This is a genomic window from Algicella marina, assembly GCF_009931615.1.
GTDB lineage: Bacteria > Pseudomonadota > Alphaproteobacteria > Rhodobacterales > Rhodobacteraceae > Algicella > Algicella marina.
In genome coordinates this window covers 1,546,499-1,573,114 of the sequence record NZ_CP046620.1, presented here as the reverse complement: position 1 = coordinate 1,573,114, position 26,616 = coordinate 1,546,499, and the positions used below count along the sequence as shown (strand labels likewise).

28 protein-coding genes and 1 tRNA gene are annotated in these 26,616 nt (G+C 63.0%); 13 read left to right on the top strand and 16 right to left on the bottom strand.

Annotated elements, in window-relative coordinates; translation table 11 throughout:
* Positions 1-106: 106 nt before the first annotated feature.
* The 9 genes from xylB to GO499_RS07825 all read right to left on the bottom strand — a co-directional run bounded on the left by xylB (position 107) and on the right by GO499_RS07825 (position 8,827).
* A complete protein-coding gene (gene xylB, locus GO499_RS07865; RefSeq protein WP_161861684.1) occupies positions 107-1,558 on the bottom strand; it encodes a xylulokinase in 1,452 nt (483 codons plus the stop codon).
* A gap of 47 nt (positions 1,559-1,605) precedes the next feature.
* Complete coding sequence (locus GO499_RS07860; RefSeq protein ID WP_161861683.1) at positions 1,606-2,385, bottom strand: SDR family NAD(P)-dependent oxidoreductase; 780 nt, start codon at positions 2,383-2,385, stop codon at positions 1,606-1,608.
* Positions 2,386-2,395: 10 nt separating this feature from the next.
* Positions 2,396-3,088, bottom strand: a complete 693-nt coding sequence (locus GO499_RS07855; protein WP_284154931.1) for an HAD family hydrolase — start codon at positions 3,086-3,088, stop codon at positions 2,396-2,398.
* A gap of 66 nt (positions 3,089-3,154) precedes the next feature.
* Positions 3,155-4,216, bottom strand: a complete 1,062-nt coding sequence (locus GO499_RS07850) for an ABC transporter ATP-binding protein (RefSeq protein ID WP_161861682.1) — start codon at positions 4,214-4,216, stop codon at positions 3,155-3,157.
* 12 nt (positions 4,217-4,228) lie between these two features.
* A complete protein-coding gene (locus GO499_RS07845) occupies positions 4,229-5,281 on the bottom strand; it encodes an NAD(P)-dependent alcohol dehydrogenase (RefSeq protein ID WP_161861681.1) in 1,053 nt (350 codons plus the stop codon).
* A 5-nt stretch (positions 5,282-5,286) separates the two neighbouring features.
* A complete protein-coding gene (locus GO499_RS07840) occupies positions 5,287-5,535 on the bottom strand; it encodes a DUF2160 family membrane protein (RefSeq protein WP_161861680.1) in 249 nt (82 codons plus the stop codon).
* Between the two features lie 4 nt (positions 5,536-5,539).
* Positions 5,540-6,376 (bottom strand): carbohydrate ABC transporter permease, encoded by an 837-nt coding sequence (locus tag GO499_RS07835; protein ID WP_161861679.1) that lies wholly within the window; start codon positions 6,374-6,376, stop codon positions 5,540-5,542.
* Positions 6,377-6,380: 4 nt separating this feature from the next.
* Entirely contained in the window at positions 6,381-7,259 is an 879-nt protein-coding gene (locus GO499_RS07830; protein WP_161861678.1) for a carbohydrate ABC transporter permease, read from the bottom strand.
* Positions 7,260-7,387: 128 nt separating this feature from the next.
* A complete protein-coding gene (locus GO499_RS07825) occupies positions 7,388-8,827 on the bottom strand; it encodes an extracellular solute-binding protein (protein WP_161861677.1) in 1,440 nt (479 codons plus the stop codon).
* A gap of 211 nt (positions 8,828-9,038) precedes the next feature.
* On the opposite strand from GO499_RS07825, the gene GO499_RS07820 reads away from it, so the two are divergent.
* From GO499_RS07820 to GO499_RS07785, 8 genes are read left to right on the top strand one after another with little or no spacing between them, the layout of a single operon-like run.
* On the top strand, positions 9,039-10,028 hold the full coding sequence (locus tag GO499_RS07820; protein ID WP_284154930.1) for a sugar-binding transcriptional regulator: 990 nt from the start codon (positions 9,039-9,041) through the stop codon (positions 10,026-10,028).
* A gap of 1 nt (position 10,029) precedes the next feature.
* Positions 10,030-10,914, top strand: a complete 885-nt coding sequence (locus tag GO499_RS07815) for a sugar phosphate isomerase/epimerase family protein (protein WP_161861675.1) — start codon at positions 10,030-10,032, stop codon at positions 10,912-10,914.
* A gap of 11 nt (positions 10,915-10,925) precedes the next feature.
* Entirely contained in the window at positions 10,926-11,918 is a 993-nt protein-coding gene (locus GO499_RS07810; RefSeq protein ID WP_284154929.1) for a tagatose kinase, read from the top strand.
* Entirely contained in the window at positions 11,915-13,186 is a 1,272-nt protein-coding gene (locus GO499_RS07805) for a D-tagatose-bisphosphate aldolase, class II, non-catalytic subunit (protein WP_161861673.1), read from the top strand. Before GO499_RS07810 ends, GO499_RS07805 begins: the two co-directional genes overlap by 4 nt.
* Positions 13,187-13,198: 12 nt before the next feature.
* Positions 13,199-13,963 carry an SDR family NAD(P)-dependent oxidoreductase gene (locus tag GO499_RS07800; RefSeq protein ID WP_161861672.1) on the top strand — a complete coding sequence of 255 codons (765 nt, stop codon included), beginning with the start codon at positions 13,199-13,201 and terminating at the stop codon, positions 13,961-13,963.
* A 10-nt stretch (positions 13,964-13,973) separates the two neighbouring features.
* Complete coding sequence (locus tag GO499_RS07795) at positions 13,974-14,705, top strand: SDR family oxidoreductase (protein ID WP_161861671.1); 732 nt, start codon at positions 13,974-13,976, stop codon at positions 14,703-14,705.
* 24 nt (positions 14,706-14,729) lie between these two features.
* Positions 14,730-15,458, top strand: coding sequence for an SDR family oxidoreductase (locus GO499_RS07790; RefSeq protein WP_161861670.1), 729 nt, complete (start codon positions 14,730-14,732; stop codon positions 15,456-15,458).
* A gap of 10 nt (positions 15,459-15,468) precedes the next feature.
* Positions 15,469-16,200, top strand: coding sequence for a GolD/DthD family dehydrogenase (locus GO499_RS07785; protein WP_161861669.1), 732 nt, complete (start codon positions 15,469-15,471; stop codon positions 16,198-16,200).
* Between the two features lie 112 nt (positions 16,201-16,312).
* On the opposite strand, the gene GO499_RS07780 is transcribed toward GO499_RS07785, so the two are convergent.
* The 3 genes from GO499_RS07780 to GO499_RS07770 form a co-directional block, all read right to left on the bottom strand.
* Positions 16,313-16,936, bottom strand: coding sequence for a ferric reductase-like transmembrane domain-containing protein (locus GO499_RS07780; RefSeq protein ID WP_161861668.1), 624 nt, complete (start codon positions 16,934-16,936; stop codon positions 16,313-16,315).
* A 17-nt stretch (positions 16,937-16,953) separates the two neighbouring features.
* On the bottom strand, positions 16,954-17,442 hold the full coding sequence (locus GO499_RS07775; protein WP_161861667.1) for a peptidase associated/transthyretin-like domain-containing protein: 489 nt from the start codon (positions 17,440-17,442) through the stop codon (positions 16,954-16,956).
* 249 nt (positions 17,443-17,691) lie between these two features.
* Positions 17,692-17,765, bottom strand: a tRNA-Gln gene (locus GO499_RS07770).
* Between the two features lie 242 nt (positions 17,766-18,007).
* Here GO499_RS07770 and GO499_RS07765 point away from each other — a divergent pair.
* The gene (locus tag GO499_RS07765; RefSeq protein ID WP_284154928.1) at positions 18,008-18,610 is read left to right on the top strand and encodes an outer membrane protein; all 603 of its coding nucleotides are present in this window, start codon (positions 18,008-18,010) and stop codon (positions 18,608-18,610) included.
* A gap of 53 nt (positions 18,611-18,663) precedes the next feature.
* Here the strand turns inward: GO499_RS07765 and GO499_RS07760 are convergent, their stop codons facing one another.
* The 3 genes from GO499_RS07760 to GO499_RS07750 are packed head-to-tail and all read right to left on the bottom strand — an operon-like array spanning position 18,664 to position 21,012.
* Positions 18,664-19,491 (bottom strand): isocitrate lyase/PEP mutase family protein, encoded by an 828-nt coding sequence (locus GO499_RS07760; RefSeq protein ID WP_161861666.1) that lies wholly within the window; start codon positions 19,489-19,491, stop codon positions 18,664-18,666.
* Complete coding sequence (locus GO499_RS07755) at positions 19,481-20,650, bottom strand: pyridoxal phosphate-dependent aminotransferase (RefSeq protein ID WP_161861665.1); 1,170 nt, start codon at positions 20,648-20,650, stop codon at positions 19,481-19,483. The genes GO499_RS07760 and GO499_RS07755 overlap by 11 nt, the downstream gene beginning before the upstream one ends.
* Positions 20,647-21,012 carry an MmcQ/YjbR family DNA-binding protein gene (locus GO499_RS07750; protein ID WP_284154927.1) on the bottom strand — a complete coding sequence of 122 codons (366 nt, stop codon included), beginning with the start codon at positions 21,010-21,012 and terminating at the stop codon, positions 20,647-20,649. The genes GO499_RS07755 and GO499_RS07750 overlap by 4 nt, the downstream gene beginning before the upstream one ends.
* Positions 21,013-21,181: 169 nt before the next feature.
* Between GO499_RS07750 and cysS the strand changes: the two genes are divergently transcribed.
* From cysS to GO499_RS07730, 4 genes are all read left to right on the top strand, one after another.
* Positions 21,182-22,648 (top strand): cysteine--tRNA ligase, encoded by a 1,467-nt coding sequence (gene cysS, locus GO499_RS07745; RefSeq protein WP_161861663.1) that lies wholly within the window; start codon positions 21,182-21,184, stop codon positions 22,646-22,648.
* Between the two features lie 70 nt (positions 22,649-22,718).
* Positions 22,719-24,341: a citramalate synthase gene (gene cimA, locus GO499_RS07740; protein ID WP_161861662.1), complete on the top strand. Its 1,623-nt coding sequence runs from the start codon at positions 22,719-22,721 to the stop codon at positions 24,339-24,341.
* A complete protein-coding gene (locus tag GO499_RS07735; protein WP_161861661.1) occupies positions 24,338-25,075 on the top strand; it encodes a class I SAM-dependent methyltransferase in 738 nt (245 codons plus the stop codon). The genes cimA and GO499_RS07735 overlap by 4 nt, the downstream gene beginning before the upstream one ends.
* Entirely contained in the window at positions 25,072-25,845 is a 774-nt protein-coding gene (locus GO499_RS07730; protein WP_161861660.1) for a squalene/phytoene synthase family protein, read from the top strand. The genes GO499_RS07735 and GO499_RS07730 overlap by 4 nt, the downstream gene beginning before the upstream one ends.
* Before the next feature lie 45 nt (positions 25,846-25,890).
* On the opposite strand, the gene GO499_RS07725 is transcribed toward GO499_RS07730, so the two are convergent.
* Positions 25,891-26,613 (bottom strand): hypothetical protein, encoded by a 723-nt coding sequence (locus GO499_RS07725; protein ID WP_161861659.1) that lies wholly within the window; start codon positions 26,611-26,613, stop codon positions 25,891-25,893.
* Positions 26,614-26,616: the final 3 nt, after the last annotated feature.

Below are 26,616 nucleotides of genomic sequence, written 5' to 3'. Positions count from 1 at the left end.
GTTGTTCCCGGCCGGGGGACACGCCGGCCAGATTGGGCAAACTCCGAAGTTAACGGCTCACCAGGGCGGTCTGGCGTGTTTTGACCTTGGGGCCGCCAGCGAACCGCTACTGGCAGGCGCGAACTGCAGGGTAGGCCTCGCGGAAGCGGCCATACGCATCATCGAAAGCGGATTGCAGTCCGGCAACCGGTTCCACCGTGGCACTGATCTGTGGTGCCGTCATGATCGTCGCCGGGTCGGCGCCTGTTGCGGCCGCCATACCGAGGCGTGCAGCACCGAGGGCCGCGCCGTATTCGCCGCGTCCGGGCAGTTGCAGCGGTACGCCGAGAGCTGTGGCGATCACCTCCAGCCAGTAGCGGGAGCGGGTGCCACCACCGATGGCGATCAGGCTGTCCAGCTGCGCATCGGTTGCCTTCAGGGCCTCGAAACTGTCACGCAGTCCGAAGGCGACGCCTTCCAGAACCGCGCGGGTCAGGGCCTTCCGGTCGGTGGCTGTTGCCAGCCCGGTAAAACTGCCCCGGATCTCGGCATCGTTGTGCGGTGTCCGTTCGCCCGACAGGTAGGGCAGGAACCGGACGGTTCCGGGGGCCTGCAGCGTCTCGCCAAGTTCCACGGTCAGATCGGTGGGAGATTGACCGGAAATGCGCGAGAACCAGTTCAGGCTGTCAGCCGCCGACAGCATCACCCCCATCTGGTACCAGCGGCCGGGAATGGCGTGGCAGAAGGTGTGAACGGCGGTTTCCGGGGCAGGGCGGTAGCCGTCTCGCGCGGCCAGCAGCACGCCGGATGTGCCGAGCGAGATGAAGTTCTGCCCCTCGGTCAAGGCCCCCATTCCGCAGGCCGCAGCCGCGTTGTCTCCAGCGCCGCCGGCGACGGTGACGGTCCCCGACAGGCCCCAGCGCGCGGCCAGTTCAGGCCGCAGAATGCCGGCCGCTTCGGTACCCTCGACGAGTCTCGGCATCTGGCCTTCGCGCATGCCGCCATGGGCCAACAGTTCCGGTGACCACGCGCGCTCACCGACATCCAGCCAGGATGTTCCCGCACTGTCGGACATGTCGGCGACGAAATCGCCTGTCAGGTAATGGTTCAGGAAGGCGGCGGGCAGCAGCACCTTCGCCACACGCGCAAAAATATCTGGCTCATTCTCCTGCACCCATGCGAGTTTCGGGGCGGTAAAACCGGGAAAGACGATGTTGCCGGACAGGGCTTGCACGCCCGGCGTCCCATCCAGCCGCGCCGCCTGCTGGTGGGACCGGGAGTCGTTCCACAGGATGCAGGGCCGCAGCACTGTGCCTTCCGCGTCGAGCAGGGTGGCGCCATGCATCTGACCCGCGACACCGATACCGTCGATACCGGCGAAGTCCGGACAGCTTTGCCGCAACTCGGCTACTGCCTCCTCCAGCGCGCGGATCCAGTCCGCGGGGTCCTGCTCCGACCAACCCGGATGCGGGTTCAGCACCGGATAATGTCTTTCCGTTGCGGCGATGGGGCTACCATTGCCGTCGATCAACAGCACCCGCAAGCCGGAGGTGCCAAGGTCTATCCCCAGATACGCCATCGCGCATTTCCCTTCATCGCCGTTACCGGCAAGCATTCACATCGCATTCAGACTGTCTTCAGCATACCGCCATCAACATGGTAGGCGGAGCCGACGGAGTAGGCGGCGCGGGGGGAGCAAAGGAAGACGCAGAAGTCCGCCAATTCCTCGACGCTGCCGAACCGCTTGATGTCGGCGTGTTCGTCGGCGACTTCCTGAAGATAATCTTCCCAGCCGTCGCCGCGCAATTCACGTGCCGTCCTCTCCCAGTCCGGGGTGCGGATCAGGCCCGGATTGACGGTATTGACGCGGATGTTGCGCTTTATCATTTCCGAAGAGAGACATTTACCGAACATCAGCAGGGCCGCCTTGGTGGTGTTGTAGATCGGTTCATACCATAGCGGCTGCACCGCGCAGATCGAGGCGTTCATCAGCATCGCCCCGCCGCCCTTCGTGTCCATCTGATCGGCAAGTCCGCGCGAAAGGCGTACCGCCGCCATCACGTGAAGATCCCAGTAGTCGGTCCATTTTTCGTCCGGCGCATCGGCTACGGTCTCGTTGGAGCCGGTACCGGCGTTGGAGACGAAGATATCGGCACCGCCCGCGGCCGCGGCCGCGTCGATCACGGCCTGGCAACCGGAAGCCGTCGCCACGTCCGACGCGACAGGCACGGCGGTAACGCCGTAGTCTTCGGCAATACCGCGGGCGGCTTCCTCCACGGCCTCGTGTGTTCTCGCCGTGATCACCACGTTTGCGCCTTCGCGCGCAAAGGCCCGGGCGATTCCAAGACCGATGCCCTTGGAGCCACCGGTAACGACGGCGAGTTTACCCTTCAGTTCGAGATCCATTTTTTACCCCTCAGATGGCCTTGGCCAGAACATATCCGTTCACGTCTTCCAGTCGTTTGAAGACCCGCGCCGCCCCGGCTTCTTGCAGGATCGCGGCATGGTCGTCCTCCATGCCGTTCAGATGCGAGCCGCCGACGAACCCCACGGCGGACATTCCGGCCGCCACGGCGCCACGGACGCCGTGTGGCGAGTCCTCCAGCACCACGCAATCTGCGGGGGCGACGCCGAGCTGTTCGGCCGCGAACAGAAACAGATCCGGTGCCGGCTTGCCGTTTGCCACCTGATCGGCACTGAAGGCCGCGCCGTCGAACCATGGGGTCAGACCGCCCATCCGCACCGTCTCACCCATTCGCCGGATGGAACCGCCGGTGGCGATGGCCATGGCGATGCCACGCTTGCGAAAGGAATCAAGCATTGCTTCCGCCCCTGCGATCTGCCGCAACTCGCGTGCATATCGCGCGAACAGCCGCGCCTCCACCCGCTCGACGAATTCACTGCCGATCCCGCGGCCGGTGCGCTTGCCGACTTCCTCGCAGATGATCCGCATTGAAACGCCGAGAAACCGGGATCGGATTTCCTCGAACGTCACATCGTTAATGCCCATCTCGCGCATTTCGTCCGTGATCGCGCCGATGGCCAGCGTCTCGCTGTCGACAAGGCAGCCATCAAGGTCAAAAATCACCGCTTTGATCGTCTCAGCCAAGAAAACCGGTCCTTCTGGCACCTTTGGGCGCCGGTGTAATTGCTTGTCCGTCCCCTTGCCCGGCGCTCACAGGCGCTGCTGGGACTCGCGGTCAAACAGGTGTACATCCTCGGGATTGATCAGGAAACCGAGTTGGGAGCCGGAACGCGCGGAAATCCGTTCCTTGACGAGGGCGTCGATCAGATCGTTGCCGGATTTGGCAAAGACCTGCGTCTCCGATCCCGTCGGCTCCACGACCACGACATTCATCGGCACGCCGCCGTCACCGATGCGGATATGCTCCGGCCGAATACCGTAGGTGACGGCATGGCCCTCGCCGGGTGCGCTCTCCGGTACGGGCAGTTCCAGCCCGGCGTCCGAGATGAATACCTTGCCGCCGCCACTTGCGCCGATCCGTCCATGCAGAAAGTTCATGGAAGGGGAGCCGATGAATCCCGCGACGAATACATTTCCGGGATTGTCGTATAGATCGAGGGGCGATCCGATCTGTTCCACCCGCCCGTCGCGCATCACGACGATCTTGTCGGCCATGGTCATGGCTTCGATCTGATCGTGGGTGACGTAGACGATGGTGGTTCCCAATCGCTGATGCAATTCCTTGATCTCGACACGCATTGTCACGCGCAGCTTGGCGTCCAGGTTGGAAAGCGGTTCGTCGAACAGGAACACCTGCGGGTCGCGCACGATGGCACGGCCCATCGCTACTCGCTGGCGTTGGCCGCCCGAAAGCTCCTTGGGATAGCGTTTGAGGTACTTGGTGAGGTCAAGGATATCCGCCGCCCGCTCGACCTTCTCCCGCACTTCCGCCGCCGGGCGCTTTGCCATCTTGAGTGGAAAGCCGATGTTGTCGAATACGGTCTTGTGCGGGTAGAGGGCGTAGCTCTGAAACACCATCGCGATGTCCCGCTCCTTCGGCAGGACGTTGTTCACTACACGCCCGCCGATGGAAATGGTGCCATCGCTGATCTCCTCGAGCCCGGCGAGCATCCGCAGCAGCGTGGATTTGCCACAGCCCGAGGGGCCGACGAGGACGACGAACTCGCCATCCTCGATATCGACACTGACACCGTGCATCACCTGGACGGAGCCATAGCGCTTCATCACCTTGTCTATCGTCACGCTGGCCATGGTTCTCTCCCCTTACTGCGGCAGTTCGATCTGCATTTTGACATCCGCAGGCGGTGCGGAGGCTGCGATTTCGAAGGCGCTCACGCTGTCTTCGAAGCCGAAAGTTCTTGTGATCAGCGGTTTGACGTCGATGGCACCGCTGGACAGCATGCCGACGCAACGCGGGAAGACATGGGCGTAACGGAAGATGTTCTCCACCCGTGCTTCGCGCACCATCGCCGCACCGGCGTCGTACTGGATCGGGTCCGGCTGGCCGCCGATCATCACCACGCAGCCACCCGGCGCCAACGGTTCGAACACCGTCTTGGCGGCGTGGGGAGAGCCCGTCGCCTCGAAAACGATGTCCGCGCCCCAGCCACCGGTATCGCGTTTGACGATTTCCACCAGGTTCTCGCTGCCAACATTGACCGGCGTGATCGCCGGGCTCAGGCCCTGCGCGATTTCCAGTTTCTTGTCGGCAAGATCGGTCACGTAAACACGGGCACAGCCGGCGGCCAGCGCCGACAGCGCCGTTACCAGGCCGATCGGGCCTGCGCCGAGCACAACGGCATTGTCGCCCGGCTTCACCCGCGCCTTGGTCGCGGCATGAACGCCCACGGCCAAGGGTTCGACCATTGCCGCCTCGGCGAAACTGACGTTGTCCGGCAGCTTGAAGGTGAACGCTTCGGGGTGCACGCAGGTTGGCCGCAGGATGCCGTGGATCGGCGGCGTCGCCCAGAACCGCACGGCCGGATCGACATTGTACATGCCAAGCTGCGTTGCCTTGCTATTGGGGTCGGGGATGCCCGGTTCCATGCAAACCCGGTCCCCTTCCTTCAGGGTGGTCACATCCGCGCCGGTTTCGATGACGGTGCCAGAGGCTTCATGCCCGAGGATCATCGGCTCGTTCACCACGAAATGTCCGATACGGCCATGCGTGTAATAGTGAACGTCGGAACCGCAGATGCCGACCGTGTGCAGCTTGATCCGCACGTCGCGCGGGCCCAGCTTCTCCTCCTCGCGGTCGATCGCGGGAAAATCGCGCAGGGAGAGTTCGTCTTTCCGTTCAAGGACAAGCGATTTCATCGGGCTTAGCCTTTCGTAACTATGAGTGCCGCCAGCGCAAGTGCGATGACGTTGGAAATCCAGATCGACAGGCCCATCGGCTCCATGAAGCGGAACCAGAAGAGTGACATCGCGACCCAGATGACCACGGAGATAAACAGACGGTCGAACCAGTTGGTCTCGATCGGCAGGAAGCCATTCTTGCCAGTGACGGCAACGGGTGCATCATCCTCGTGATGGGCTGTCGCCAGCGGCGTTTCGTGATTGTCGCCCATGGGCCTATCCTTTCACTGCGCCGAATGTGAGTCCGGCGACGATGTGTTTCTGCACCAGCCCAAAGACGATCAGCGCCGGGATCAGCGTGAACACCGATATCGTGGCCATGATGCCCCACTCCGTGCCTGTGGTTGTCACATATTCGGACAAGCCTGTCGTCAACGTGCGGGCGTTGAAATTCGTCAGCGTCGCTGCCAGCAGGTACTCGTTCCAGGCAAAGACCCATGTCAGGATAAGTGTCACTGCGAGGCCGGGACGGCAGAGCGGGAAGACGACCTCTGTGATGACCTTCCAGGGCGATGCGCCGTCCACGTAGGCGGCCTCGTCCAGTTCCTTCGGTATGCCTTCCACCGTTGGCCGCAGCGTCCAGATCGCAAACGGCAGGTTGAAGGTGCAATATACAAGGATCATGCCGATCCGCGTGTCCAGCAGCCGCCAGTCGCCGACGGCGTAAACCTGCGTCATCAGCAGGAACAGCGGCAGCAGGAACACGGCGGGCGGCGCCATACGGTTGGTGATCGTCCAGAAGAACATCGACTCCTTGCCGGCCATGTTGAACCGGGAGAGTGCATAACAGGCGAAGAAGCCGAGGATGGTGCAGAGTACCGCGTTGCCGGTGGAAATGATCACCGAGTTGAGCATGTAGCTGCGCAGCAGCCGATCGCCCCAGACCTTCGCGTAGTTGCCCCAGTACGGATCGGAGAGGATGACATCGGGCGTGCTGAACAGTTGCACCGCCGGTTTCACCGAAATGACGAACAGCCAGTAGATCGGGAAGAGTGTCAGGAAACTGACAATGACCCAGAAGATGATACCGATGATCGGGCTTTGCTTTCTCATGGTCTCAACCCTTCTTCGTGTTGCGGGGCGCAAGCATGGTCACGTAGAGCAGCCAGCAGGCGACGATGGTCAGGTACAGCACGATCACGGAGATGGTGGAGCCATAGCCGTAGTTCGTCTTGGGAAAGACTTCCTTGAAGATGTGAACGCCGACGAACCGGGTGGCGGAGCCGGGGCCGCCGCCTGTCAGCATCCAAACCTCGTCCACCGTGCGAAGGGCATCCATCAGCCGGATGAAGACGGTAGCGACGACAGCGGGCGCAATCATAGGCAATGTGATGTGCCAGAAGATCTGGCGCTTGTTGGCACCGTCGATCTGCGCCTGTTCGAACGGATCGGGCGGCAGCGAGACAAGCGCGGCGATCAGCGTCAGGGTCACCAGCGGTGTCCAGTGCCAGACATCCATGATCACGATGGTCGTGAAGGCGGCTGTGGCGGAAGTGCCGATGTTCATGGTGATGCCGAACCATTCATCGAGGTAATGCGGGATGATGCCGATGGATGGCGTCGTCATCAGTTTCCAGACGGAGCCGACGATGATCGGGGCCATGATCAGCGGCAGGGTGTGGATGGTGCGAAAGATAGCCTTGCCCGGAAAATCCTTCATGAAGGCCTGGGCAAGAAGATAGCCGACGATCAGTTCGGAGACGACGGCGAAGAAGACGAACATAACCGTCACGCCGACGGAATTGAGAAACTCGGCATCGAAGACGATCCGGCGGAAGTTGTCGGCACCGTTGAACACCATTTCCGGATTGGCCGCGAACGGGTTCCAGGAATGAAACGAGACGAACACCACGTAGATGAAGGGCAGGACCCCGAAGAAGAACAGGATCACCAGCGTCGGTGCCAGTAAGATCCAGCCAAGTGCATTGGATCGCATCGTCTACCTCCCGCGTTTTTTGTTTGTATTGAGATCGGATTGCGCCGTCCCGTCAATGTGTCGCGGTCGGGCAGGGTGGGGCGCCGCCACGAATGGCGGCAGCCCCGGGATCGACAGGGAGGGTCGATTCAGTTGCGATAGCCGAGGTTGGTCAGCTCCGCTTCGGCTTCGGCGGCCATCTGGTCAAGCCCTTCGGAAACGCCGAGGTCGCCGGTCAGGATCTTGTAGAAGGTCGGCGCCGTGGCTTCACGCACCTGTGCATGGAAAGGGTAGGCCGGAGCGCCTGCGAACAGGTAGCCCTTGTCTTTCAGCATGTCGTAGTAGCCACCGAGTTCAGCATTCATTTCCTGAACTTTCGGGTCGTCGTACGTCGCGGTGTTGGTCACTCGCGGTGCGGCGACGGCCCAGTCAGGCTGAACTTCGTTCTGGCCGATGTACTGCAGGAACAGTGCTGCCGCTTCCTTCTGCTTGGAGGTTGTGGGCAACCCGAATGCACCGCCGTCATAGTAACCGACGTAGCCTTCACCGCCCTCGACTTCGTCGAGAATTCCGTCTGCCAGCGGCGGCATCGCCACGCCGACTTTGCCGACGACCAGAGACTTGGTGTCGTCCGCGGCAATCCAGCCTGCATTCTCACCGTAAACGAGCCCCTGTGCAGCGCGGCCGGCGCCGAAGGTCGTGCCCACTTCCGTCCACGTGGACTGCACGGATTCGGGTGGCGCGATATCCCGCATCGACAACCACCATGTCAGCGCTTCCTTGGCGGTATCGCTGTTCATTTCGCCGCCGTTCTCGACCGAGGCTGCGTAGTTGTTGTCGGCGTCGATGCCCCAGTTATAGACACCGAAGGTCGGAGCGATGGACTCGAAGTATTCGTACCAGGACGCCACGTGGCCGGTGTGGGCCTGCGCCGTGGTGCCCCAGAGATCCATGTCATTTTCCTTGCCCCAATCAGTGAAGAACTGGGCGATCTCTGCGTATTCGTCATGGGTCGTGGCCGGTGCGAGGTCACGGCCGGTCTTTTCCTTGAAGGCGGCCTGAATGTCGGCGTCCTCAAACAGGTCTTTCCGATAGAGATAGACCTTGATGAAGGCTTCCATCGGCACGCCGTAGAGATGGCCCTCGTCATCCTTGAAGTAGTCCGCGAAGGTCGTGAAATTGTCTTCGCTGTAGGTCGGCGCCTGCAGGTCGGGATTGTCGCCCAGAAGGGTTGTCAGATCCGTCAGGAAGTCTCGGGCGAGGTAGGAGTAGATGATGTCCTGCTCGATGTAGACCATGTCATAGATGCCTGTTCCGGCCTCCATGTCCTTGATCGCCTTGTCGAACATCTGGTCCCAGGACGTGGTTTCGACATCGACGCGAATGCCGGTCAGTTCCTCGAACTGTGGTGCCAGCACCTCGCGGATATAGAGTGATGGCGGCGACGATTCCGTTACACCGCGCAGCGTCACACCTTGGTACGGTTCGGCCGCCTGTTTCCACCAGTCTTCGTGGCCGTCAGCAAAGGCCGCGCCTGCCGCGACGGTGATCGCAAGCGCGGAACCGGCGAGTTTGTATGCAAAGCTCATGTGCTTTCCTCCCTAAACATTAGGGAGTGATCCGCGGCGCCAGAGCCCGTGTAGCCCGACGATTCGCGTCTCCTCCCACCGCAAGGATGCAATTGTAAGGAAGCCCATGCAAGTGAAAATTTTCAGATGTATCGCTTGCCATACAAATGAATTTCGTGCCATCCTCTCGCTTGATCAACGAACAATTCGTGTCGTGCGGGGAGGAATGACAGTGGCGCGCGAGCCTAACGAAGACACCGAGGCTTTCATCGCGGAGGTCTGCTGGCACTACTACGTCAACGAGATGACCCAGGCGGAAATTGCGAAGATGCTCGATGTCACGCGCCTGCGCGTGAATCAGGCAATTCAGCGGGCGAAGGCGCTGGGCCTCGTGAAGGTCCAGATCGACTCGCCATTCGTTGCCCGCGTGGAACTGCAGCATGATCTGAAGGATGCGCTGGGTCTCAGCCGTGCCGTTGTTGCGCCCGCCAACCGGGACGAACATGACTACCATCGCCCGGTCGGTGCGGCCCTCGCAGCGCATCTCTCGGAAAGATTGCGGGTGGCGCAATGGAAGTCGTTCGGCGTCTCATGGGGCCTGACCCTCGATTCCGCCATTCGCAAGCTTCAGAAGCAGTCCCATCCAGGGATGGAAGTCGTGTCCATTCTCGGCGGCACCGCGCAAGGCTCCACCTTCAACTCGTTTGGCATTGCGTCCGGCTTCGCCGATGCGCTTGGTGCACATTATTCCATCCTGACGGCACCTATCTATCTTTCGGATGGGATCGACCGGGATCTCTTCCTTTCCCAGTATGCGCTGAAGGAACATTTCGCGAAGTTCGACTCGCTCGATGCCGTCATCCTCACCTGCTCCAACGTCTCGGAAAAGTCCTTCCTCGTTTCGCATGGCCTGCCGCGTGAACTGACACCGGCAAACCTGATGAACGCAGGGGCGATCGGCGATGTGCTCGGCCAGTTCCTCGACCGTGACGGCAATTCCGTGTCGCCCGACGTTGACGATCGCACCATCGGTATGCCGCTCGAACTGGTACATAACGTGCCCGAGAAAATCATGGCGGCAGCTGGCGCGCACAAGGTCGACATCATCCGCGCCGCCTGCGCCCGCGGTCTGGTGGACACGCTGGTCACCGATGATGTGACGGCCGAGCTGTTGCTTGCGGCGCAGGCGAACGTAACCAAAGATCAGGGACAAGAGGCATAACATGAAGCGGCTCGGAATTCACTCATTCGTCTGGACTGGTGGCCAGACCCAGGAAGGCCTGGAAATGGCGTTGGAGAAATCGGCGGAGCACGGATACCGCTGCATCGAGTTTGCGTATCTGCGCCCGGAACTCTTCGATCTCGACCGGCTGGCCCGCAAGAGTCAGGAACTCGACGTACAGATCGGCGTGACCATGGGCCTGCCGCCGGAGAAGGATGTCTCGGCGGAGGAACCGGAGCGGGTTGCGGCCGGCAAGGCGATGCTGGCGGATGCCGTCCGTGCCGTCCGTGATGTGGGCGGCGACAAACTTGGCGGCATTCTCTATTCAGCGCATACGAAATATAGCCGTCAGCCGACGGTGGACGGCTGGAAGAACTCGGTCGAGGCCATTGCCGAAACGGCAGACCTCGCAGAGGCGGCGGGCGTTGATCTGGTGCTGGAACTGGTCAACCGCTTTGAAAGCAATCTCCTGAACACCACCGCGCAGGGCCTGAAATTTATCGACGATACGGGCAGCGCGCATGTCCGCCTGCATCTCGATACTTTCCACATGCAGATCGAGGAGGCCGATCCCGCCGCCGCCATCCGTTTGGCGGGTGACCGGATCGGCTATTTTCACATCGGCGAGTCCAATCGTGGCTACCTGGGTGACGGCACCATTCAGTGGGAGCCTGTCTTCGACGCCCTCGTCGATATCGGATATGATCGTGACATCGTCTTCGAAAGCTTTTCCGCCGCAATTGTCGACGAGAGCCTGTCGCTCGCCTGCGCCATCTGGCGTGACACATGGACGGAGAACGATCCGCTCGCGGCTCACGCCAAGCAGTTCATCGAACTGAAATGGGCGGAGGCTCAGCGCCGCCGCGCCACCAACGCGCGCACCTGAGGGCCACGGCCATGCCCACCCCCAATCCACTGTCTCCCGACGATTTCGGCCCGACGCTCTGCATCGGTGAGATCCTGGTGGAAATCGTCGCCAATACCGCCGGCAGCGGCTTTCTGGAACCGCAGCCCCTGACCGGGCCGTATCCCAGCGGCGCTCCGGCGATCTTCATCGACCAATGCGGTCGGTTCGGTGGCTCCGCGGCCATGATCGGCTCCGTCGGCAAGGATGATTTCGGACGTGTGAACACCGACAGATTGCAGCGTGACGGCGTCGATACATCCGCCATCCATGTCGATCCGGCCCTGCCGACCGGCACGGCTTTCGTCCGCTATCGCGACGACGGAGATCGTGATTTCGTCTACAACATGTGGACATCCGCCGCGGGCGCTCTGGACTGGACAGCGGAGGTTGAGGCCGTCGTGGCCCGCGCCGGTCACCTGCACATCATGGGTACGTTGCTGGTTCAACAGCGTATCTGGCAAGTCATCGAGCGGGCAGCCGGCATCATCAAGTCCCGCGGCGGCAGTGTGTCGCTCGACCCCAATCTGCGCAAGGAACTCGGTGCCGATGCCGACACGGCCAGCCGTTTCGCCGCCGTGGTGTCGATGGCAGATCTCCTGCTGCCGTCCGGTCCGGAACTCTTCGTGGCCGCCGGCACAGACGCTTCGGCAGGCGAGAACGCTGCTCTGGCCAGCTTGTTCGCCGGAGGCGCGCGTGAAATCGTGCTGAAGCGCGGCGCGGCAGGCTCGACCTGTTTCACCGCTGAGGGCACCCGCATCGACGCACCCGCCTTCGCGGTGACGGAACTGGACCCGACCGGCGCCGGCGACTGTTTCGGCGGCGCATATGTCGCGGCCCGCCGTCTCGGTTTCGATATGGCGCAGGCATTGACTTATGGAAATGCCGCGGGAGCCCGCAATGTCACTTTCCGCGGCCCGATGGAGGGCGCAGGCACGCGGGCGGAACTTGATGCATTCATCGCCGGGAAGGGCAGGGTGGCATGAGCCGGGTCACGCTTACCGACCTCGCATCGCTCTATCACGGGGGCAAGCCGAAGGGGATCACCTCGGTCTGCTCGGCGCATCCGCTCGTACTGCGGGCCGCACTGCGCCACGGACGCGAAACCGGCGCGACGGTGCTGATCGAGGCAACCTGCAACCAGGTCAACCATCTCGGCGGCTACACGGGCATGACCCCGCAGGACTTCGCGACCCTTGTTCATTCCATCGCGGCCGAAGAAGCCTGCCCGCCGGAACTGGTCATTCTCGGCGGTGACCATCTCGGCCCCAACCCCTGGCGTGATCAACGGGCGGACGCGGCGATGCTGCAGGCGGAGCGGATGGTCGCGGCGTTTGTCGCAGCCGGATTTGCAAAGATCCATCTGGACGCTTCCATGGGCTGCGCCGGGGAACCTGTGGCGCTCGACGATGTCGCCACCGCCAATCGCGCCGCCCGGCTGGCAGCGGTGGCGGAGCGGACGGCGCGTGACGCCGGTGTGCCGCCGCCCCTCTACATCATCGGTACTGAAGTGCCGCCACCCGGCGGTGCCGACCACGCTCTCGCCGAGATCAGACCCACCGATCCCGACGCCGCACGCCATACGCTTGCCGTTCACCGGCAAGCCTTCGCGGACAACGGTCTGGATGATGCCTTCAGCCGCGTTATCGGCCTTGTCGTTCAGCCGGGGGTGGAATTCGGCAACCGCAACGTCATCGCATATGATCCGGCGCCGGCCCGAGGCCTTGTCGCTGCACTTGCAGAAGAACCTGGCATCATCTTCGAAGCCCACTCGACCGACTACCAGGGCACCGAACCGCTTTCCCGTCTCGTGCAGGACGGTTTCGCCATTCTCAAAGTCGGCCCGGAACTCACATTTGTCCTGCGCGAGGCACTCTATGCGCTGGATCTCATCGCGTCGGATCTTCTGCCGGGGTACGGAACCCGCCCGCTCTATTCCGAGATGGAGAGGCTGATGCTGGCCTCCCCCGATCACTGGCGGAGCCATTACCAAGGCACTGCCGGGGATGAGCGGATGCTGCGCCACTATTCGCTATCGGATCGTATTCGCTACTACTGGACACGCAAGGAAGCCATGCAGGCAGTGGCACGGCTCATACATGCCCTGCGTGGGCAGTTGGTCCCGTTACCGCTGATCCGACAGCACCTGCCGCAGGCGGAGGCGTTCGCAGCTCATCCGCTGGAACCGGAAGACCTGCTCGTCGACCGGATCACCGACACGCTTCGCAGTTACCACACCGCCTGTGCGGTTTAAGGAGGAAGTCATATGTCCCTTTCCCAGTTTCGTCTCGACGGCAAAACCGCGTTGATCACCGGCAGCAACCGTGGCATCGGCCTCGCTATCGCCCGGCTGTTTCTGGAGGCCGGGGCCCGCTGCCTCCTGACCAGCCGCTCGGAGACGCCGGAACTTTTGGATTTGCTCTCGGATCATTCCGAAACCGCCCACTGGCTGGCGGCCGACGTCACGACCCCGGACGCTCCTGCCACGCTGGTGGCCGCATCGTTGGATCGGTTCGGCAGCCTCGACATCCTCGTCAACAACGCTGGCATCGCCGATAACGACGATTTCCATAATTTCAGCGACGAGCGCCTCGCCGCGATCATGGACACCAACTTCAATGCCCCGTTCCGCCTCGCCCGCGAGGCGGTTGTGCCGATGCTCGCACAGGGCGGGGGCGCCATCGTCAATATCGGTTCCATATCCGGGTTTGTCGCCAACAAGCCGCAGTTACAGGTGGCCTACAACTCATCGAAGGCCGCAATCCACCAGATGACCACCACGATGGCGTTCGAATATGCCGCGCGTGGCATACGGGTGAACGCTCTGGCCCCGGGCTACGTCGTATCAGACATGACGAAGGGCGGCCTCGCCCGCGAAGACTGGAGCAGCGTCTGGGCGGCGAATACCCCAATGGGCCGCTTCGGACAGCCCGAGGAAATGGCGAATTGCGTCCTCTTTCTCGCCTCTGACGCAGCATCCTACGTCACGGGAACAACGCTGACCGCCGACGGCGGCTATACCACGCACTAGGGAGGCAACCATGCAGGGACAGTTCACCGGCAAATCCGTCATCATCACCGGCGCGGGCAAGGGCATCGGCCGCGCCTGTGCCGCCGAACTTGCACGGCGGGGTGCCCGGGTCATCGCCATGGCACGAACGCAGTCAGATCTCGACAGCCTTTCCGCCGAAACAGGCAGTACCTCCATTGCGGTGGACCTGCTCGACACCAGCGCTGCCCGCTCCGCGATGCAGGCAGCCGGAACCTGTGACTTTCTGGTGAACTGCGCCGGCACCAACGTGCTGGAAAGGGTGGTGGACATGACCGACGCGGGCTATGAGGCCGTCGTCGGCATCAATCTGCGCGCCGCCCTGATCTGTGCGCAGGAATTCGCGCGTGCCCGCATTGCGGCAGGCGGCGGCGGCGCGATCCTCAATGTGACCTCCATCGCCGGACATCGCGGCTTTGAGGAGCATATGTGCTATGCCGCCTCCAAGGCCGGGCTGGAGGGGGCCACCCGTGTCATGGCCCGCGAACTCGGACCGCACGGTATCCGTGTCAATGCCGTCGCGCCGACGGTGACGATGACGGAACTTGCCGCTGCCGCATGGTCCGAACCGGCAAAGAAGGACCCGATGATGGTCCGTCACCCCATCGGCCGTTTCGCCGAAGTCGATGATGTCGCCCGTTCCATCATAATGCTGCTCGGCGATGACGCCCCGATGATCACGGGCGCAGTGCTGCCCGTTGACGGCGGCTTCCTCGCTGTCTGAACCTGAAAGGAAAAGGAGCCCGCAATGGCTGAATCTCTCAACGGAAAAATCGCCGCTATCACCGGCGCGGCCTCCGGCATAGGCCTCGCCGCCACCGAGGCGCTGCTTGCCGAAGGCGCGACCGTCGTCATGGTGGATCGTGATGCGAACGCGCTGGAGGACTTGACGTCGCGGCTGGGCGGCAGGGCCATCGCCCAGGTCACCGACCTGCTCGATGCGCCAAGCTGTGATGCCATGGTGCCGGAGATCCTCTCCAAGGTCAGCCATGTCGATATCCTCTACTGCAATGCCGGCACCTATATCGGCGGTGATCTGGACGAGACGGATCCGGCCACCATCGACCGCATGCTGAATCTCAACATCAATGCCGTGATGAAGAATGTTCACGCTATCATTCCACACATGAAGCATCGTGAGACGGGTGACATCTGGGTCACCTGTTCCGTTGCCGGTCACGCCGCCATCCCGTGGGAGCCGGTGTACTCCGGCTCGAAATGGGCCATTACCTGCTTCGTGCAGACCATGCGCCGCCAGTTGCGGGAGCATGGCATTCGTGTGGGGCAGGTATCTCCCGGTCCGGTTATCTCTGCCCTGCTTGCCGACTGGCCGGAAGAGAACCTGCGCAAGGCCAAGGAAAACGGCTCACTGATCGAACCATCGGAGGTGGCGGAGGCGCTGATCTTCGCATTGTCGCGCGGTCGCAATGTGACGATCCGCGACATGATCGTCTTGCCCACCAATTTCGACATCTGAGGGCTGGCAGATGACCGACTTCACCGGCAAGACAGTCCTTATCACCGGCGCGGCGGGCGGCATCGGCACCGCGTTGGCGGAAGCTTACGCCAGTTCAGGCGCGACCTTGGCGCTGGCCGATCGTGAGGATTGTACCAAGCTTGCCTCGACTTTGCCGGGCGAACACCGCTACTGGCCGCTCGATCTCGCCGACCCGGCGGCAATATCGGCAACGGTCGAGGCGATCGGTGCGGCGGTGGGCATCGACGTTCTGATAAATAACGCCGGAGTTGGCATCGTCGCGCCCGCGGAGGAACAATCGGTCGAAGGTTGGGACATGACTCAGGCCATAAACCTCCGCGCCCCATGGCTTGTCGCCTGCGCCGCGCTGCCGTGGCTGAAACGCAGCGCGACAGGTCGTATTGTCAACATCGCCTCACAAGCAGGTATCGTGGCAATTGCGGAACACGCAGCCTACGGCGCCAGCAAGGCCGGACTGATCGGCCTGACGAAGGTGCTCGCGCTGGAATGGGCAAAGCACGGCATCACCGTCAATGCCATCTCGCCAACCGTGGTGGAAACGCCGATGGCGCTTGTCGGCTGGTCCGGCGAGAAGGGCGAACGGGCAAAGCGCGAAATTCCGGTCGGCCGCTTCGCCAGACCGTCGGAGATTGCGGCAGCCGCTCTTTACCTGTCGTCGGCGGAAGCCGGTATTGTAACCGGCGAAAACCTTGTGGTCGATGGGGGGTACACGATCCGCTGAGGTTCGGCACCAGCGCAACTGTCCGGTCTTGCATGCGCTAGACATCGGGCGGCTACCGAAGCAGGACGATCAGGATGCCAGTGCAACTCCGGCTGCGGAGAATGGGTCTGTGTCAATTTCCGGACGGCGCGTTTCTGGGTCCTGAACGCAGGTTTCGCCGCCAGACCCCGCCCACGATCCTGATCGTCACCACTGCCAGCAGCAGGCACAGTCCCACCTTCGAATATATTTCCATCGTCCCCTGAATCAGCAGGGCGTGGACAATGCTGCCCACGACGATCGCGGTTGCCAGCGCCATGTGAAGAAGGCGCCACAAAGCCGGCCGCAGCCGCCTGCGGACCATCGCCAGGCCTGCCGTCGCAAAGACTGCCCACATCGCAACAACGCCCCAAGCGGAGAACGGCGTCGGCGACGTGAATGTCAGCGCATCGACAACGTCCGGCGGGCTGGTGATCCACAGGCCGCCCACATGAACCACCACGGCCAGAACCAGAACGGCGCCGATCCTGCGATGCAAAACCCGGCCCCGCAAAGGCGGCAGTCCCGGCAGGACGCCTGCAGCCAACAGCGGCTGGACAAGCAACAGCACCAATGCCGCAACGCCCGCAAATCCGCCGGTCACGTAGACGGGCTGCCGCCACGCGAGCAACGGGCTCGACGCAGCCAGCAGTATCGGCACGACAACGGCAAGCAGCAGCGCCGCCCAGATCAGGAAAGGCCGCGTCCTTGCGAACACTTGCGACAGCAACCTGGTCAGGCCGGTTGCAGCACGAAATGCGCTTCCAGGCTGGTGTCACGCGCACTGCCCATCACGGGCCGAAGAAACACGGTCGCGAACTCGCCACTATCATAGGCCAGGTGCCCATGTGGCTGACCGAAAGCCGGCACAATTTGCGGCATTTCCAGCCTGAACACACCGTTGGCATCCGTCAGCGTCGCACCATGGCTGTGGGGGTCACGCTCATGCCCTTCTGTGGTATGCGCCCAGATCTGGATGCGCTGGCCGGCCAACGGCGCGCCATCGCCTGCGCGGCGAACCGTTCCCGTCATCCAGAAACCTCCACCGCCGATCCGCTCGACGACCGGTGCTCCGGGCAGGTAATTGTTGGCACCGCCACGCATGGATTGCGTCGGTGTCACACTCTGCGCCGCCGCGCCCCGCATCCCGCCGGAAAGCCCGGCCCCCAGCAGGGCACCGCCCGCCACCAGCATGTTTCGGCGATTGAACAGGACAGTCTTCATGAGGTCTTCTCCCATCTGTCGCACCAGCTCCCGCTGGTCTGTGGAACATTCGCTGATTGTGCAGCACTCTAGTTCATCTGGGATCGAAGCCCAAGAAAACCGGCTGCCGTCGGCCGCCGGTTCGACCACAATTCTGTGATCTGCCTGCCGACACAGCCGGAAGTGCCAGCGGCTAAAGACACGGGCTCGCTGCCGTGACCGGGCAGCAACTGCACTGAGCTGCCGTCAAAAATACACTTGGGAGAGGTTTGGCTGGGGAACCTGGATTCGAACCAGGACTAACAGAGTCAGAGTCTGCGGGTCTACCGTTAACCTATTCCCCAAGCGTCCCCCCACATAACGACGCGAACGGCGGAGATCAAGACGTGAATGATCACGCATTCGAAGCAAAATTTCAGTGCAATCACAATTTGCCAAAACCGGCCCTGATCACCGTCTCGTGAGGGAACGGAACCGCCGCTGACACGTCTTACCCACATGGCAGGCACGCTAAGACCCCGAACAGAAGGGGGCGGGCTGCGCCACAATTGTGCTTATGAGGCACAGGCAGGAAAGGACTATAGTCATGAATAAACTGATCGTAACGACCCTGACGACAACTATGCTGGCAACGCCGCTGCTGGCCGGTAACCCGGTCTACGAAGCACCGGCAGACCCCGTTGTTGCTCCTGCACCCGTGGCTGTCGCCCCGGTCGGCGTGGACTGGACAGGCTTCTATGCTGGTGCGCAGGCCGGCTACGGCTTCGGTACGGCCGATGACGGCGCCGACGCGGACTTCGATGGCGCCTTCGGTGGTGTCCTCGCCGGATACAACTACGACTTCGGTCGTTTCGTTGTCGGGTCTGAACTCGATCTGAACATCGCCGATCTCTCGATCGATGGCGGCGGCGAAATCGACCAGCTTGCACGCCTGAAACTCAAAGGTGGTGTCGAAGTTGGTCGCGCGCTTCTCTACGGTACAGCCGGTGGCGCCTATGCCAATGTCAATGCCGCGGGCGGTGACCTGTCCGACTACGGTTACGTCGTGGGTGCCGGTGTGGATTACCTCGTCTCCGACAACATCGTGGCCGGTGTCGAGTATCTCTACCACGACTTCAACGACATCGATGATTCCGGTATCGACGCAACGGCCCACACGGTCGGTGCCAAGGTCGCGTACAAGTTCTGATCGCGCGGTTCCGGTCCCGGAAGGGGCCAACCGCAAACAAAAAGGGGGCGCAGCTATTCCGGCTGCGCCCCTTTCAGCAACAGCGCATCGATCTCGCTGCCGGAGGCGCCACCCAGCCCGCTGAAATCCCCGTTCTCGAACATCTCCCGGCCCAGGTCACGGATCAGCGCATGCGTTGCCCGAGCCAACGCGGAACCCAGCGATATCCGTGCCACACCTGCGGCTGCGAACTTTGCCCGCGATACCTTCGTAAACGACCCCGCCGCCAGCGCATTGACCGGACAGGGGACTGCTTTGCAAATCCGGGCGATGTCGGCCATGCCGGGCGGGATCGGCACATAAATGCAATCTGCCCCGGCTTTGGCATACCCGGTTACCCGGCGCAGCGCTTCTTCGACATCGTATTGCCCGTTCATCACGCCATCGGCCCGCGCCACCAGCACGAAATCGCGCGGCAGCGCCCGCGCCGCCGCAGCCGCCGCCCGGATGCGCTCGATGGCGAAATCGGTGTCATAGACGTCGATGCCGGGCAGCGCCGTGTCCTCGATCGAACACCCCGCAAGCCCTGCCTCACTCGCCAGCCGCACGGTTTCCGCCACCGTGTCGGGTGCATCGCCAAACCCGTTCTCGAAATCGCCGGAGACGGGCAGAGGCGTTGCCACCACCATTTCCTGCGCATGGGCCAGCGCTTCGTCGCGGGTCACGATGCCCATGTCCGGCCGCCCGACCGTGAACGCATGCGCCGCAGAGGATGTCGCCAGCGCTTCCGCCCCCAATGCAGCCAGCATTCGCGCCGAGCCAATGTCCCATGCATTGGCGAGGATGAAGGGATCGCCCGGCCTGTGAAGTGCCCGGAATGCGGGCCCCGGATCATGCGGCATCTCTCAACTCCTCTGCAAATTCGGCAATTTGTGCCATTGCGGCGTTCAACGCGGCCTCGGGCCTCGTCAGCGCCACCCGCAGATGCCCGGCAGCCGCCTGCCCGAAACTTTCTCCCGGCATCACCGCAATCCCGCGTTCGTCCAGCAGACGCAGCGCGAACGCCTCGCCGGAGAGGCCCGTGGCACGGACATCCAGCATCAGGTACATCGCCCCGGCGGACGGCACCACGCCGATGCTGCCATGCCCGGCCAGCGTGCGCAGGCAGGCCTCGCGGCGTCGGCGATATGTCTGCACGAGCTCGGCCTCAATCTCCGCGCCGCCGGTCACAGCCAGCTGGGCCGCGTCCTGAATGAAGCCCGGCACACCGTAGGTTGTGTTCACCGCGAGATCGGCGAGATAGCCGATCATCTCCGCCGGTCCGGCGACCCAGCCAAGGCGACTGCCCGTCATCACGTGGCTCTTGGAGAGGGAGCCGATCAGCAACGTCCGCTCCGGGGCCACTGACCGCATCGACAGATGCGCCCCCGTCCAGACCTGCCCGTCATAGACCTCGTCGGCGATCAGCCACATGTCCCGCCCTTCGGCAAATTCCGCCAGTCCGCGCATCGTCGCTTCCGCGTAAACGACACCGGTTGGATTGTTGGGTGTGTTGATCAGCAGCGCCCGCGCGTCCGGCGCAGTCTCCAGGTCGCGCACCTGCGGCTGGAACCCGGCGGAGGGACGGGCGGCCACAGCATGCGGCACACCGGAGGCCGCCCGGATGGTACCGGGATAGGTCGCATAATACGGATCGATGAACAGTGCCGTATCACCTGGGTCCAGCACCCCCATGAACGATGCGAACAGCGCCGCCTGACCGCCAGCCGTCACCAGCACGTTATCGCTGCCGGTGGCCACACCTGTGCGCGCCGCGACCCGCGCGGCAATCGCCGACCGCAAGGCCGGCGTCCCCGGCACGCTCGCGTATCCGGTATGTCCGTCCACGGCGCTGCGGTGCATTTCGTCCAGCAGCACACGCGGCGTCACCCTGTCATGATCCCCGATTGTCAGGTCCAGCACCGCTCGCCCTTGCCGTTCCATCTCCCGCGCCCGCAGGAATATGCCCCAGCCATCCGACCCCCCGGCGTTCAGGGTCGCGATCCGCCGGGACGCTCTCATTCCAGCGCCTCTCTTGCCGCCTTCGGCAAGCCCGCGCGCACGGTCTCGTAGGAAACCTGCAGCCGCTCATCCAGCGCCTCCGCATCCGCCGTAACGGAGATCCAGCCGCCGCGCGGCAGGTGCGGTGCCCGAACCGCGGCACCGATCTCGATCAGGAACTCCGCCGTCTCCGCGTCGGCACATTTCACCGTCACCCCGTCGCGCCGCCCGGCATAGATCGCGAAGACCTTGCCGCCGACCTTGTAGACATGCGAACCGCCCCACTGCACCACGCGGGTGGTGCCGGGCAGGGCCATGCAGTGCGCTTCGATCTCCTCCGGGCTCATGCGCCGAAGCTTGCCCGCCCGAGGGGGCAGAGACAACTTGCTTTTTGTGATGCCAGCCATCATAAAGTCTGCATGAAACGAACCGCCCGCATCTGCGAGATTTGCATTATCTGCTGACATATCGTCCGCGGGCCGCTTCCTGTTTCCAATCCCAGATCGAAATGATAGGCCACCCGCGGGACCCCTGCACCCGATGGAACACGCCATGACCGAGATCCAGCTCCACAACACCGCCTCGCGCCGCAAGGAACAGCTCCGGCCGATCGTGCCGGGCCGGGTATCGATGTATCTCTGCGGCCCGACGGTCTATGATCGCGCCCACCTCGGCAACGCCCGACCCGTGATCATGTTCGACGTTCTCTTCCGCCTTCTAAACCATGTTTATGGCGAAAAATCCGTCACTTACGTTCGAAATTTTACAGATGTGGACGACAAGATCAACGCCACGGCGCAGGCACGAAAGGCCGCTGGCGATCCGCGATCCCTCGAAGATCTGGTGAAGGAGCGCACCGAAGAAACCATCGGCTGGTATCACGCCGACATGGATGCCCTCGGCGCCCTGCGCCCGACGCATGAGCCGCGCGCCACCGCCCATATCGGCGACATGGTGGCGATGATTGAGGCGCTGATTGCAAAGGGCGCAGCCTACGCAGCCGAAGGCCATGTCCTCTTCAATGTCGACGCCTACCCGCATTACGGCCAGCTTTCGGGACGATCGACGGACGACATGATCGCCGGTGCCCGCGTCGAGGTGGCCCCGTACAAGAAAAATCCGATGGATTTCGTCCTCTGGAAACCATCGGACAGTGAGACCCCGGGCTGGCCCAGCCCCTGGGGCCGCGGCCGCCCCGGCTGGCACATCGAATGCTCCGCCATGTCGAAAGCGCTGCTCGGCGAGACATTCGACATCCATGGCGGCGGCATCGACCTCCAGTTCCCGCACCACGAGAACGAGATTGCGCAGAGCAAGTGCCTCTGCGGCGAGGACAGCTTTGCCAAAATCTGGATGCACAACGAGATGCTGCAGGTCGAGGGCAGGAAAATGTCGAAATCCCTCGGCAACTTCTTCACCGTCCGCGATCTGCTGGAAAAGGGCGTCCCTGGCGAAGTGATCCGCTTCGTCTTCCTGATGACGCATTATTCGAAGCCGATGGACTGGACGGAAGCGAAGGCGCGCGAAGCCGCATCGGAAATTGAGAATTGGGTTCGCACTCTTTCGATGCGACTTGATGCACTTGAAGGTCCGTTTGATGCCGTCGAAGCCGATGTGGTCACCGCCCTTTCGGACGACCTCAACACATCCTTGGCGCTGACGAGGTTGAGAGCTCAAGCTCGCTACATCGACAACAGCACTGATTACTCACAACTTGACGAAGCCGCTCAAAATGCAGCGGACCGAAAGTTCATCGCGACGGCCCAACTCCTCGGTTTTGATCTGCCAGAGCTTGCACGCAAAAAACGTGAAAAGAAGCCCGATGCGACTCTCGAGCGTTTTGAACTGAGTTTGGCTTATGAGCGCCGTCTAGCTATGGAAACCAAAGACTTTTCAAAAGTTGATGCGTTGAAGGCCGGTCTCATAGCTGCAGGTGTCGAAGTCCGAATGAGCAAAAGCAATATAGAGCTTATCGAAGGTCCCGACTTCGACCAGTCAAAATTGGATGCTCTCCAATGACCGCCTCCCATCATCTTTCCCCAAATATCCAATCCCGACGCCGCCCCGCGCCGACCACCGGGAGGCCAGGATGACCCGCGAACGCCTTTACCTGTTCGACACAACCCTGCGCGATGGCCAGCAGACCCAGGGCGTTGATTTCAGCCTCGCCGACAAGCAGCGCATTGCCGCTGCGCTCGACGCTCTGGGCGTTGACTACATCGAGGGCGGCTGGCCCGGTGCCAACCCGACCGACAGCGATTTCTTCCGCGCCGCCCCGAAGACACGTGCAACTTTCACCGCCTTCGGGATGACCAAACGCGCCGGGCGCTCCGCTGCAAACGATGAGGTGCTGGCCGAAGTCGTCAACGCCGGCACACCCGCCGTCTGCCTTGTCGGCAAGACACATGACTACCACGTGACCAAGGCGCTCGGCATCACGCTGGAGGAGAATCTCGAGAACATCACCGCCTCCATCGCCCATGTCCGGGCACAGGGGCGCGAGGCACTGTTTGATTGCGAGCATTTCTTCGACGGTTTGCGGGCCAACCGCGCCTATGCCCTTCAGGCCGCGAAGGCAGCGTATGATGCCGGTGCCCGCTGGGTCGTGCTCTGTGATACCAATGGCGGCGCCCTGCCACATGATGTCCGGGCCGGTGTGAAGGCGGCGATCGAGGCCGGCATCCCCGGCGACCATCTCGCCATCCACACGCATGACGACACCGGCAACGCCGTCGCCAATTCGCTGGTCGCCGTTGCCGCAGGGGCGCGCCAGATCCAGGGTACGCTGAACGGCCTTGGAGAGCGCTGCGGCAACGCCAATCTCGTCAGCCTGATCCCGACGCTGATGCTGAAGGAGCCCTTCGCCAGCCAGTTCGAAATCGGCGTGGACGAGGAGGCACTTCGCCATCTCACCCAGACTTCGCGGATGCTTGACGACATCCTCAACCGGGTGCCCAATGCCGCCGCCCCCTATGTCGGCGCCTCCGCCTTCACCCACAAGGCCGGGCTGCACGCCTCCGCCATCCTCAAGGATCCGGCCACCTACGAGCACATTGCCCCCGATGCCGTCGGCAACAAACGGTTCGTGCCGATGTCCAATCAGGCTGGCCAATCCAACCTGCGCGAACGCCTCGCCGATGCCGGGTTGAAGGTGGAGAAGGGTGATCCACGGCTTGGCCGGATTCTCGATGAGATCAAGACGCTGGAAGATCGCGGCTACGCCTATGACAGCGCCTCCGCCAGTTTCGAGCTTGTCGCCCGCCGCCTGCTCGGCCAGCTTCCCCGGCTCTTCGACGTCGAACGCTACAAGGTGACGGTAGAGCGCCGCCAGAACGCTCGCGGCGAGATGATCACCGTGTCAGAGGCGATGGTGAAGGTGAAGATCGGCACCGAAACCTTCATGTCCGTCTCCGAAAGCATGGATACGGAAGGCAACGATCAGGGCCCGGTCAACGCACTCTCCCGCGCCCTTGCCAAGGATCTCGGCCCGTACCAGAGCTTCATCGAAGACATCGACCTCGTCGACTTCAAGGTTCGCATCACCAACGGCGGCACCGAAGCGGTGACGCGCGTGCTGATCGACAGCCAGGATCGTGACGGCAATCTCTGGTCGACGGTTGGCGTCTCGGCAAATATTGTCGACGCCAGTTTCCAGGCGCTGCTCGACGCCTTCAACTGGAAGCTGCTTCGCGATGGGGCACAGCCGGCATGAGCGAGAGCAATGCGTTCATGACCCTGCACAAGGGCCTGCTGCGCGAAGCCCCCGGCTCTGATCGCAGTACCCTCAAGGCCATGACAGCCACCGGCCTGTCGGGCCAGATCACCATCGCCGACATGGGCTGCGGCCCCGGCGCCGCCGCTCTCCTGTCTCTCCAGGCCTTCCCGGAGGCGGAGGTTGTCGCCATTGACCACCATCAGCCCTACCTCGATACGTTGGAGGCCCGCGCCCATGCCGCCGGGCTGGCCGCTCGCCTCGAAACCCGACAGGCGAACATGGCCGCACCCGGCCTGCCACCGGCCTCGCTCGACCTTATCATCTGTGAGGGCGCGCTCTACTTTCTCGGCGTAACCGAAGGCCTGCGTCAATGGGCGCCGCTGCTGCGCCCCGGCGGCCACGTGATCTTCTCGGAGGCGGTCTGGCTCGCCAATCGCCCGCCGGAGGAGGCGCGGTTGTTCTGGATGGAATACCCGGCAATGACGACAATGCCGGGTGTCGAGACCCGTATCGCCGAAGCAGGTTTCGAACTGGTCGCCGACTTCCTCATGCCGCCGGAAGACTGGCAGGCCTATCTCGGCCCGCTCGGCACCCGTGCGGAGTCCCTGCGACCCGGCGCCGACGATGTCATGCGCAGGGTTATCGACGGCGCCGAGGAAGAGGCCAAGCTGTTCGAGCGTCATGGCGACACCTACGGTTACGCCTATTTCGTCACCCGTCTGGCCGCATGAGCATCGACGCCTGCGCCGCCGCTGTCGCCGCCAACGATCCGGACCGTTTCGCCTGTGCCATGCTGGCGCCGATGCCCCGGCGCGGCGCGCTGATGGTGCTCTACGCCTTCAACCTCGAAGTCGCCCGCGCGCCTTGGGTGACGGCGGAGCCGATGATCGCCGAGATGCGGCTGCAATGGTGGCGCGACGTGCTGGACGAAATCGCGGGCGGTGGCCCGGTGCGACGCCACGAGGTCGCCACGCCGCTGGCGCAGGTCGCGCGGGATCACGCCCTGCCACACGCGACGATGCTCGCCCTGATCGACGCTCGCCGCCGCGACAGCCAATTGGAGCCTCCCGCCGACATCGCGGAGCTTGATCTCTATTTCAGCGAAACCGCTGGTGGCCTGATGACGCTCGCGACCCGGATCCTGACGGACGAGGAACCGGAGGCGGCGCGGCTGATGGGGCAGGGGAGCGGTGCCGCCAACTATCTCGCGGCGCTGCCGGTCCTGAAAGAGACCGGCCGCGCACCCTTGCCGAACGGCGACGCGGCCGCCACGATCACGCAGATAGCGAAAACCGGCCTCCGGCGCATCGACGAAGCGCGTTCCCTGCGGCCGAGCGTGCCGAAGGCGGCCCTGCCGGCCCTGCTCACGGGCTGGCGGGCGCAGCACCTGTTGTCCTCGGCCCGCGCCCGGCCGCAACTGGCGCTGTCTGGTGGGTTGGAGCCGCCGGAAATCCTGTCGCGCGCCACCCGTCTCTGGCGCGGCAGCACCGGTCGCTGGTAGGAAAGTCCGCCGCATCTCGCTGGCGGGCCTGAAGGCCCAGATAGCTCACCCGCGGTTGCGCATCCCCTTCAGCAGCACCAGTTCATCCGCCCGCTCGTCCCGCTGCGCCAGCGCCCGCTTCAGCCGTCGCTGCAGATATGTGTCGAGAAATGGCATCGCCACATCCGGATCTACGTCCTTCAGCCTCAGGAATGTTGCCAGAGCGTAGGCACGGGTATCGCTGCGCAGATAGCCCTGCCAGCCAACGTCGCGCGCCCCCTGAATGTCGATCACGCCCATCCCGGCATAGATCACGGTCAGGTCCGTCAGCAATTCGTGCTCTTCCTCGCCACCGGGGGCATGATGAACATGCGGTGCCAGAATGTAATGCGCCAACTCATGTGCAAGGGTGCCGATAAACGCCTTTGGTGTCCGCATCAGCCCCGGCCGGTATGTGATCACCGCCGGTCCGTCTTCCGGCGTGTAAAATGTCCCCGCAATCTGGCTGGTCTCATAAGTCGCGGCTCCGAAATCCTCGCCAACCGTGCCCAGCGGCACCAGCCGCACCGGCCAATGGTTGACGCCCATATGCGTGCGCACCTCGTCGAAGATCGCGCTGGCCGTCGCCTCGTCGCTGCCGCTGCCGGTAGCAAAGAAACTGCGTGTCGGCAGCACCAGTTTCGTGTGTTCGAAGAATGTTGCCGGCCCCAGCGTCGTCACCAGCCAGCCGAAACGGTCCGTCACCCAGTCCGCGATCTCTTCGGACACGAGGGAGCGTCGCCAGAACACCGC

What these genes read in the sequence shown, in the direction of transcription:
- xylB (WP_161861684.1), bottom strand. Translation starts at nt 1,558, where the DNA reads ATGGCGTATCTGGGGATAGACCTTGGCACCTCCGGCTTGCGGGTGCTG.
- GO499_RS07860 (WP_161861683.1), bottom strand. Translation starts at nt 2,385, where the DNA reads ATGGATCTCGAACTGAAGGGTAAACTCGCCGTCGTTACCGGTGGCTCC.
- GO499_RS07850 (WP_161861682.1), bottom strand. Translation starts at nt 4,216, where the DNA reads ATGGCCAGCGTGACGATAGACAAGGTGATGAAGCGCTATGGCTCCGTC.
- GO499_RS07845 (WP_161861681.1), bottom strand. Translation starts at nt 5,281, where the DNA reads ATGAAATCGCTTGTCCTTGAACGGAAAGACGAACTCTCCCTGCGCGAT.
- GO499_RS07840 (WP_161861680.1), bottom strand. Translation starts at nt 5,535, where the DNA reads ATGGGCGACAATCACGAAACGCCGCTGGCGACAGCCCATCACGAGGAT.
- GO499_RS07835 (WP_161861679.1), bottom strand. Translation starts at nt 6,376, where the DNA reads ATGAGAAAGCAAAGCCCGATCATCGGTATCATCTTCTGGGTCATTGTC.
- GO499_RS07830 (WP_161861678.1), bottom strand. Translation starts at nt 7,259, where the DNA reads ATGCGATCCAATGCACTTGGCTGGATCTTACTGGCACCGACGCTGGTG.
- GO499_RS07825 (WP_161861677.1), bottom strand. Translation starts at nt 8,827, where the DNA reads ATGAGCTTTGCATACAAACTCGCCGGTTCCGCGCTTGCGATCACCGTC.
- GO499_RS07815 (WP_161861675.1), top strand. Translation starts at nt 10,030, where the DNA reads ATGAAGCGGCTCGGAATTCACTCATTCGTCTGGACTGGTGGCCAGACC.
- GO499_RS07810 (WP_284154929.1), top strand. Translation starts at nt 10,926, where the DNA reads ATGCCCACCCCCAATCCACTGTCTCCCGACGATTTCGGCCCGACGCTC.
- GO499_RS07805 (WP_161861673.1), top strand. Translation starts at nt 11,915, where the DNA reads ATGAGCCGGGTCACGCTTACCGACCTCGCATCGCTCTATCACGGGGGC.
- GO499_RS07800 (WP_161861672.1), top strand. Translation starts at nt 13,199, where the DNA reads ATGTCCCTTTCCCAGTTTCGTCTCGACGGCAAAACCGCGTTGATCACC.
- GO499_RS07795 (WP_161861671.1), top strand. Translation starts at nt 13,974, where the DNA reads ATGCAGGGACAGTTCACCGGCAAATCCGTCATCATCACCGGCGCGGGC.
- GO499_RS07790 (WP_161861670.1), top strand. Translation starts at nt 14,730, where the DNA reads ATGGCTGAATCTCTCAACGGAAAAATCGCCGCTATCACCGGCGCGGCC.
- GO499_RS07785 (WP_161861669.1), top strand. Translation starts at nt 15,469, where the DNA reads ATGACCGACTTCACCGGCAAGACAGTCCTTATCACCGGCGCGGCGGGC.
- GO499_RS07775 (WP_161861667.1), bottom strand. Translation starts at nt 17,442, where the DNA reads ATGAAGACTGTCCTGTTCAATCGCCGAAACATGCTGGTGGCGGGCGGT.
- GO499_RS07765 (WP_284154928.1), top strand. Translation starts at nt 18,008, where the DNA reads ATGAATAAACTGATCGTAACGACCCTGACGACAACTATGCTGGCAACG.
- GO499_RS07760 (WP_161861666.1), bottom strand. Translation starts at nt 19,491, where the DNA reads ATGCCGCATGATCCGGGGCCCGCATTCCGGGCACTTCACAGGCCGGGC.
- GO499_RS07755 (WP_161861665.1), bottom strand. Translation starts at nt 20,650, where the DNA reads ATGAGAGCGTCCCGGCGGATCGCGACCCTGAACGCCGGGGGGTCGGAT.
- cysS (WP_161861663.1), top strand. Translation starts at nt 21,182, where the DNA reads ATGACCGAGATCCAGCTCCACAACACCGCCTCGCGCCGCAAGGAACAG.
- cimA (WP_161861662.1), top strand. Translation starts at nt 22,719, where the DNA reads ATGACCCGCGAACGCCTTTACCTGTTCGACACAACCCTGCGCGATGGC.
- GO499_RS07735 (WP_161861661.1), top strand. Translation starts at nt 24,338, where the DNA reads ATGAGCGAGAGCAATGCGTTCATGACCCTGCACAAGGGCCTGCTGCGC.
- GO499_RS07730 (WP_161861660.1), top strand. Translation starts at nt 25,072, where the DNA reads ATGAGCATCGACGCCTGCGCCGCCGCTGTCGCCGCCAACGATCCGGAC.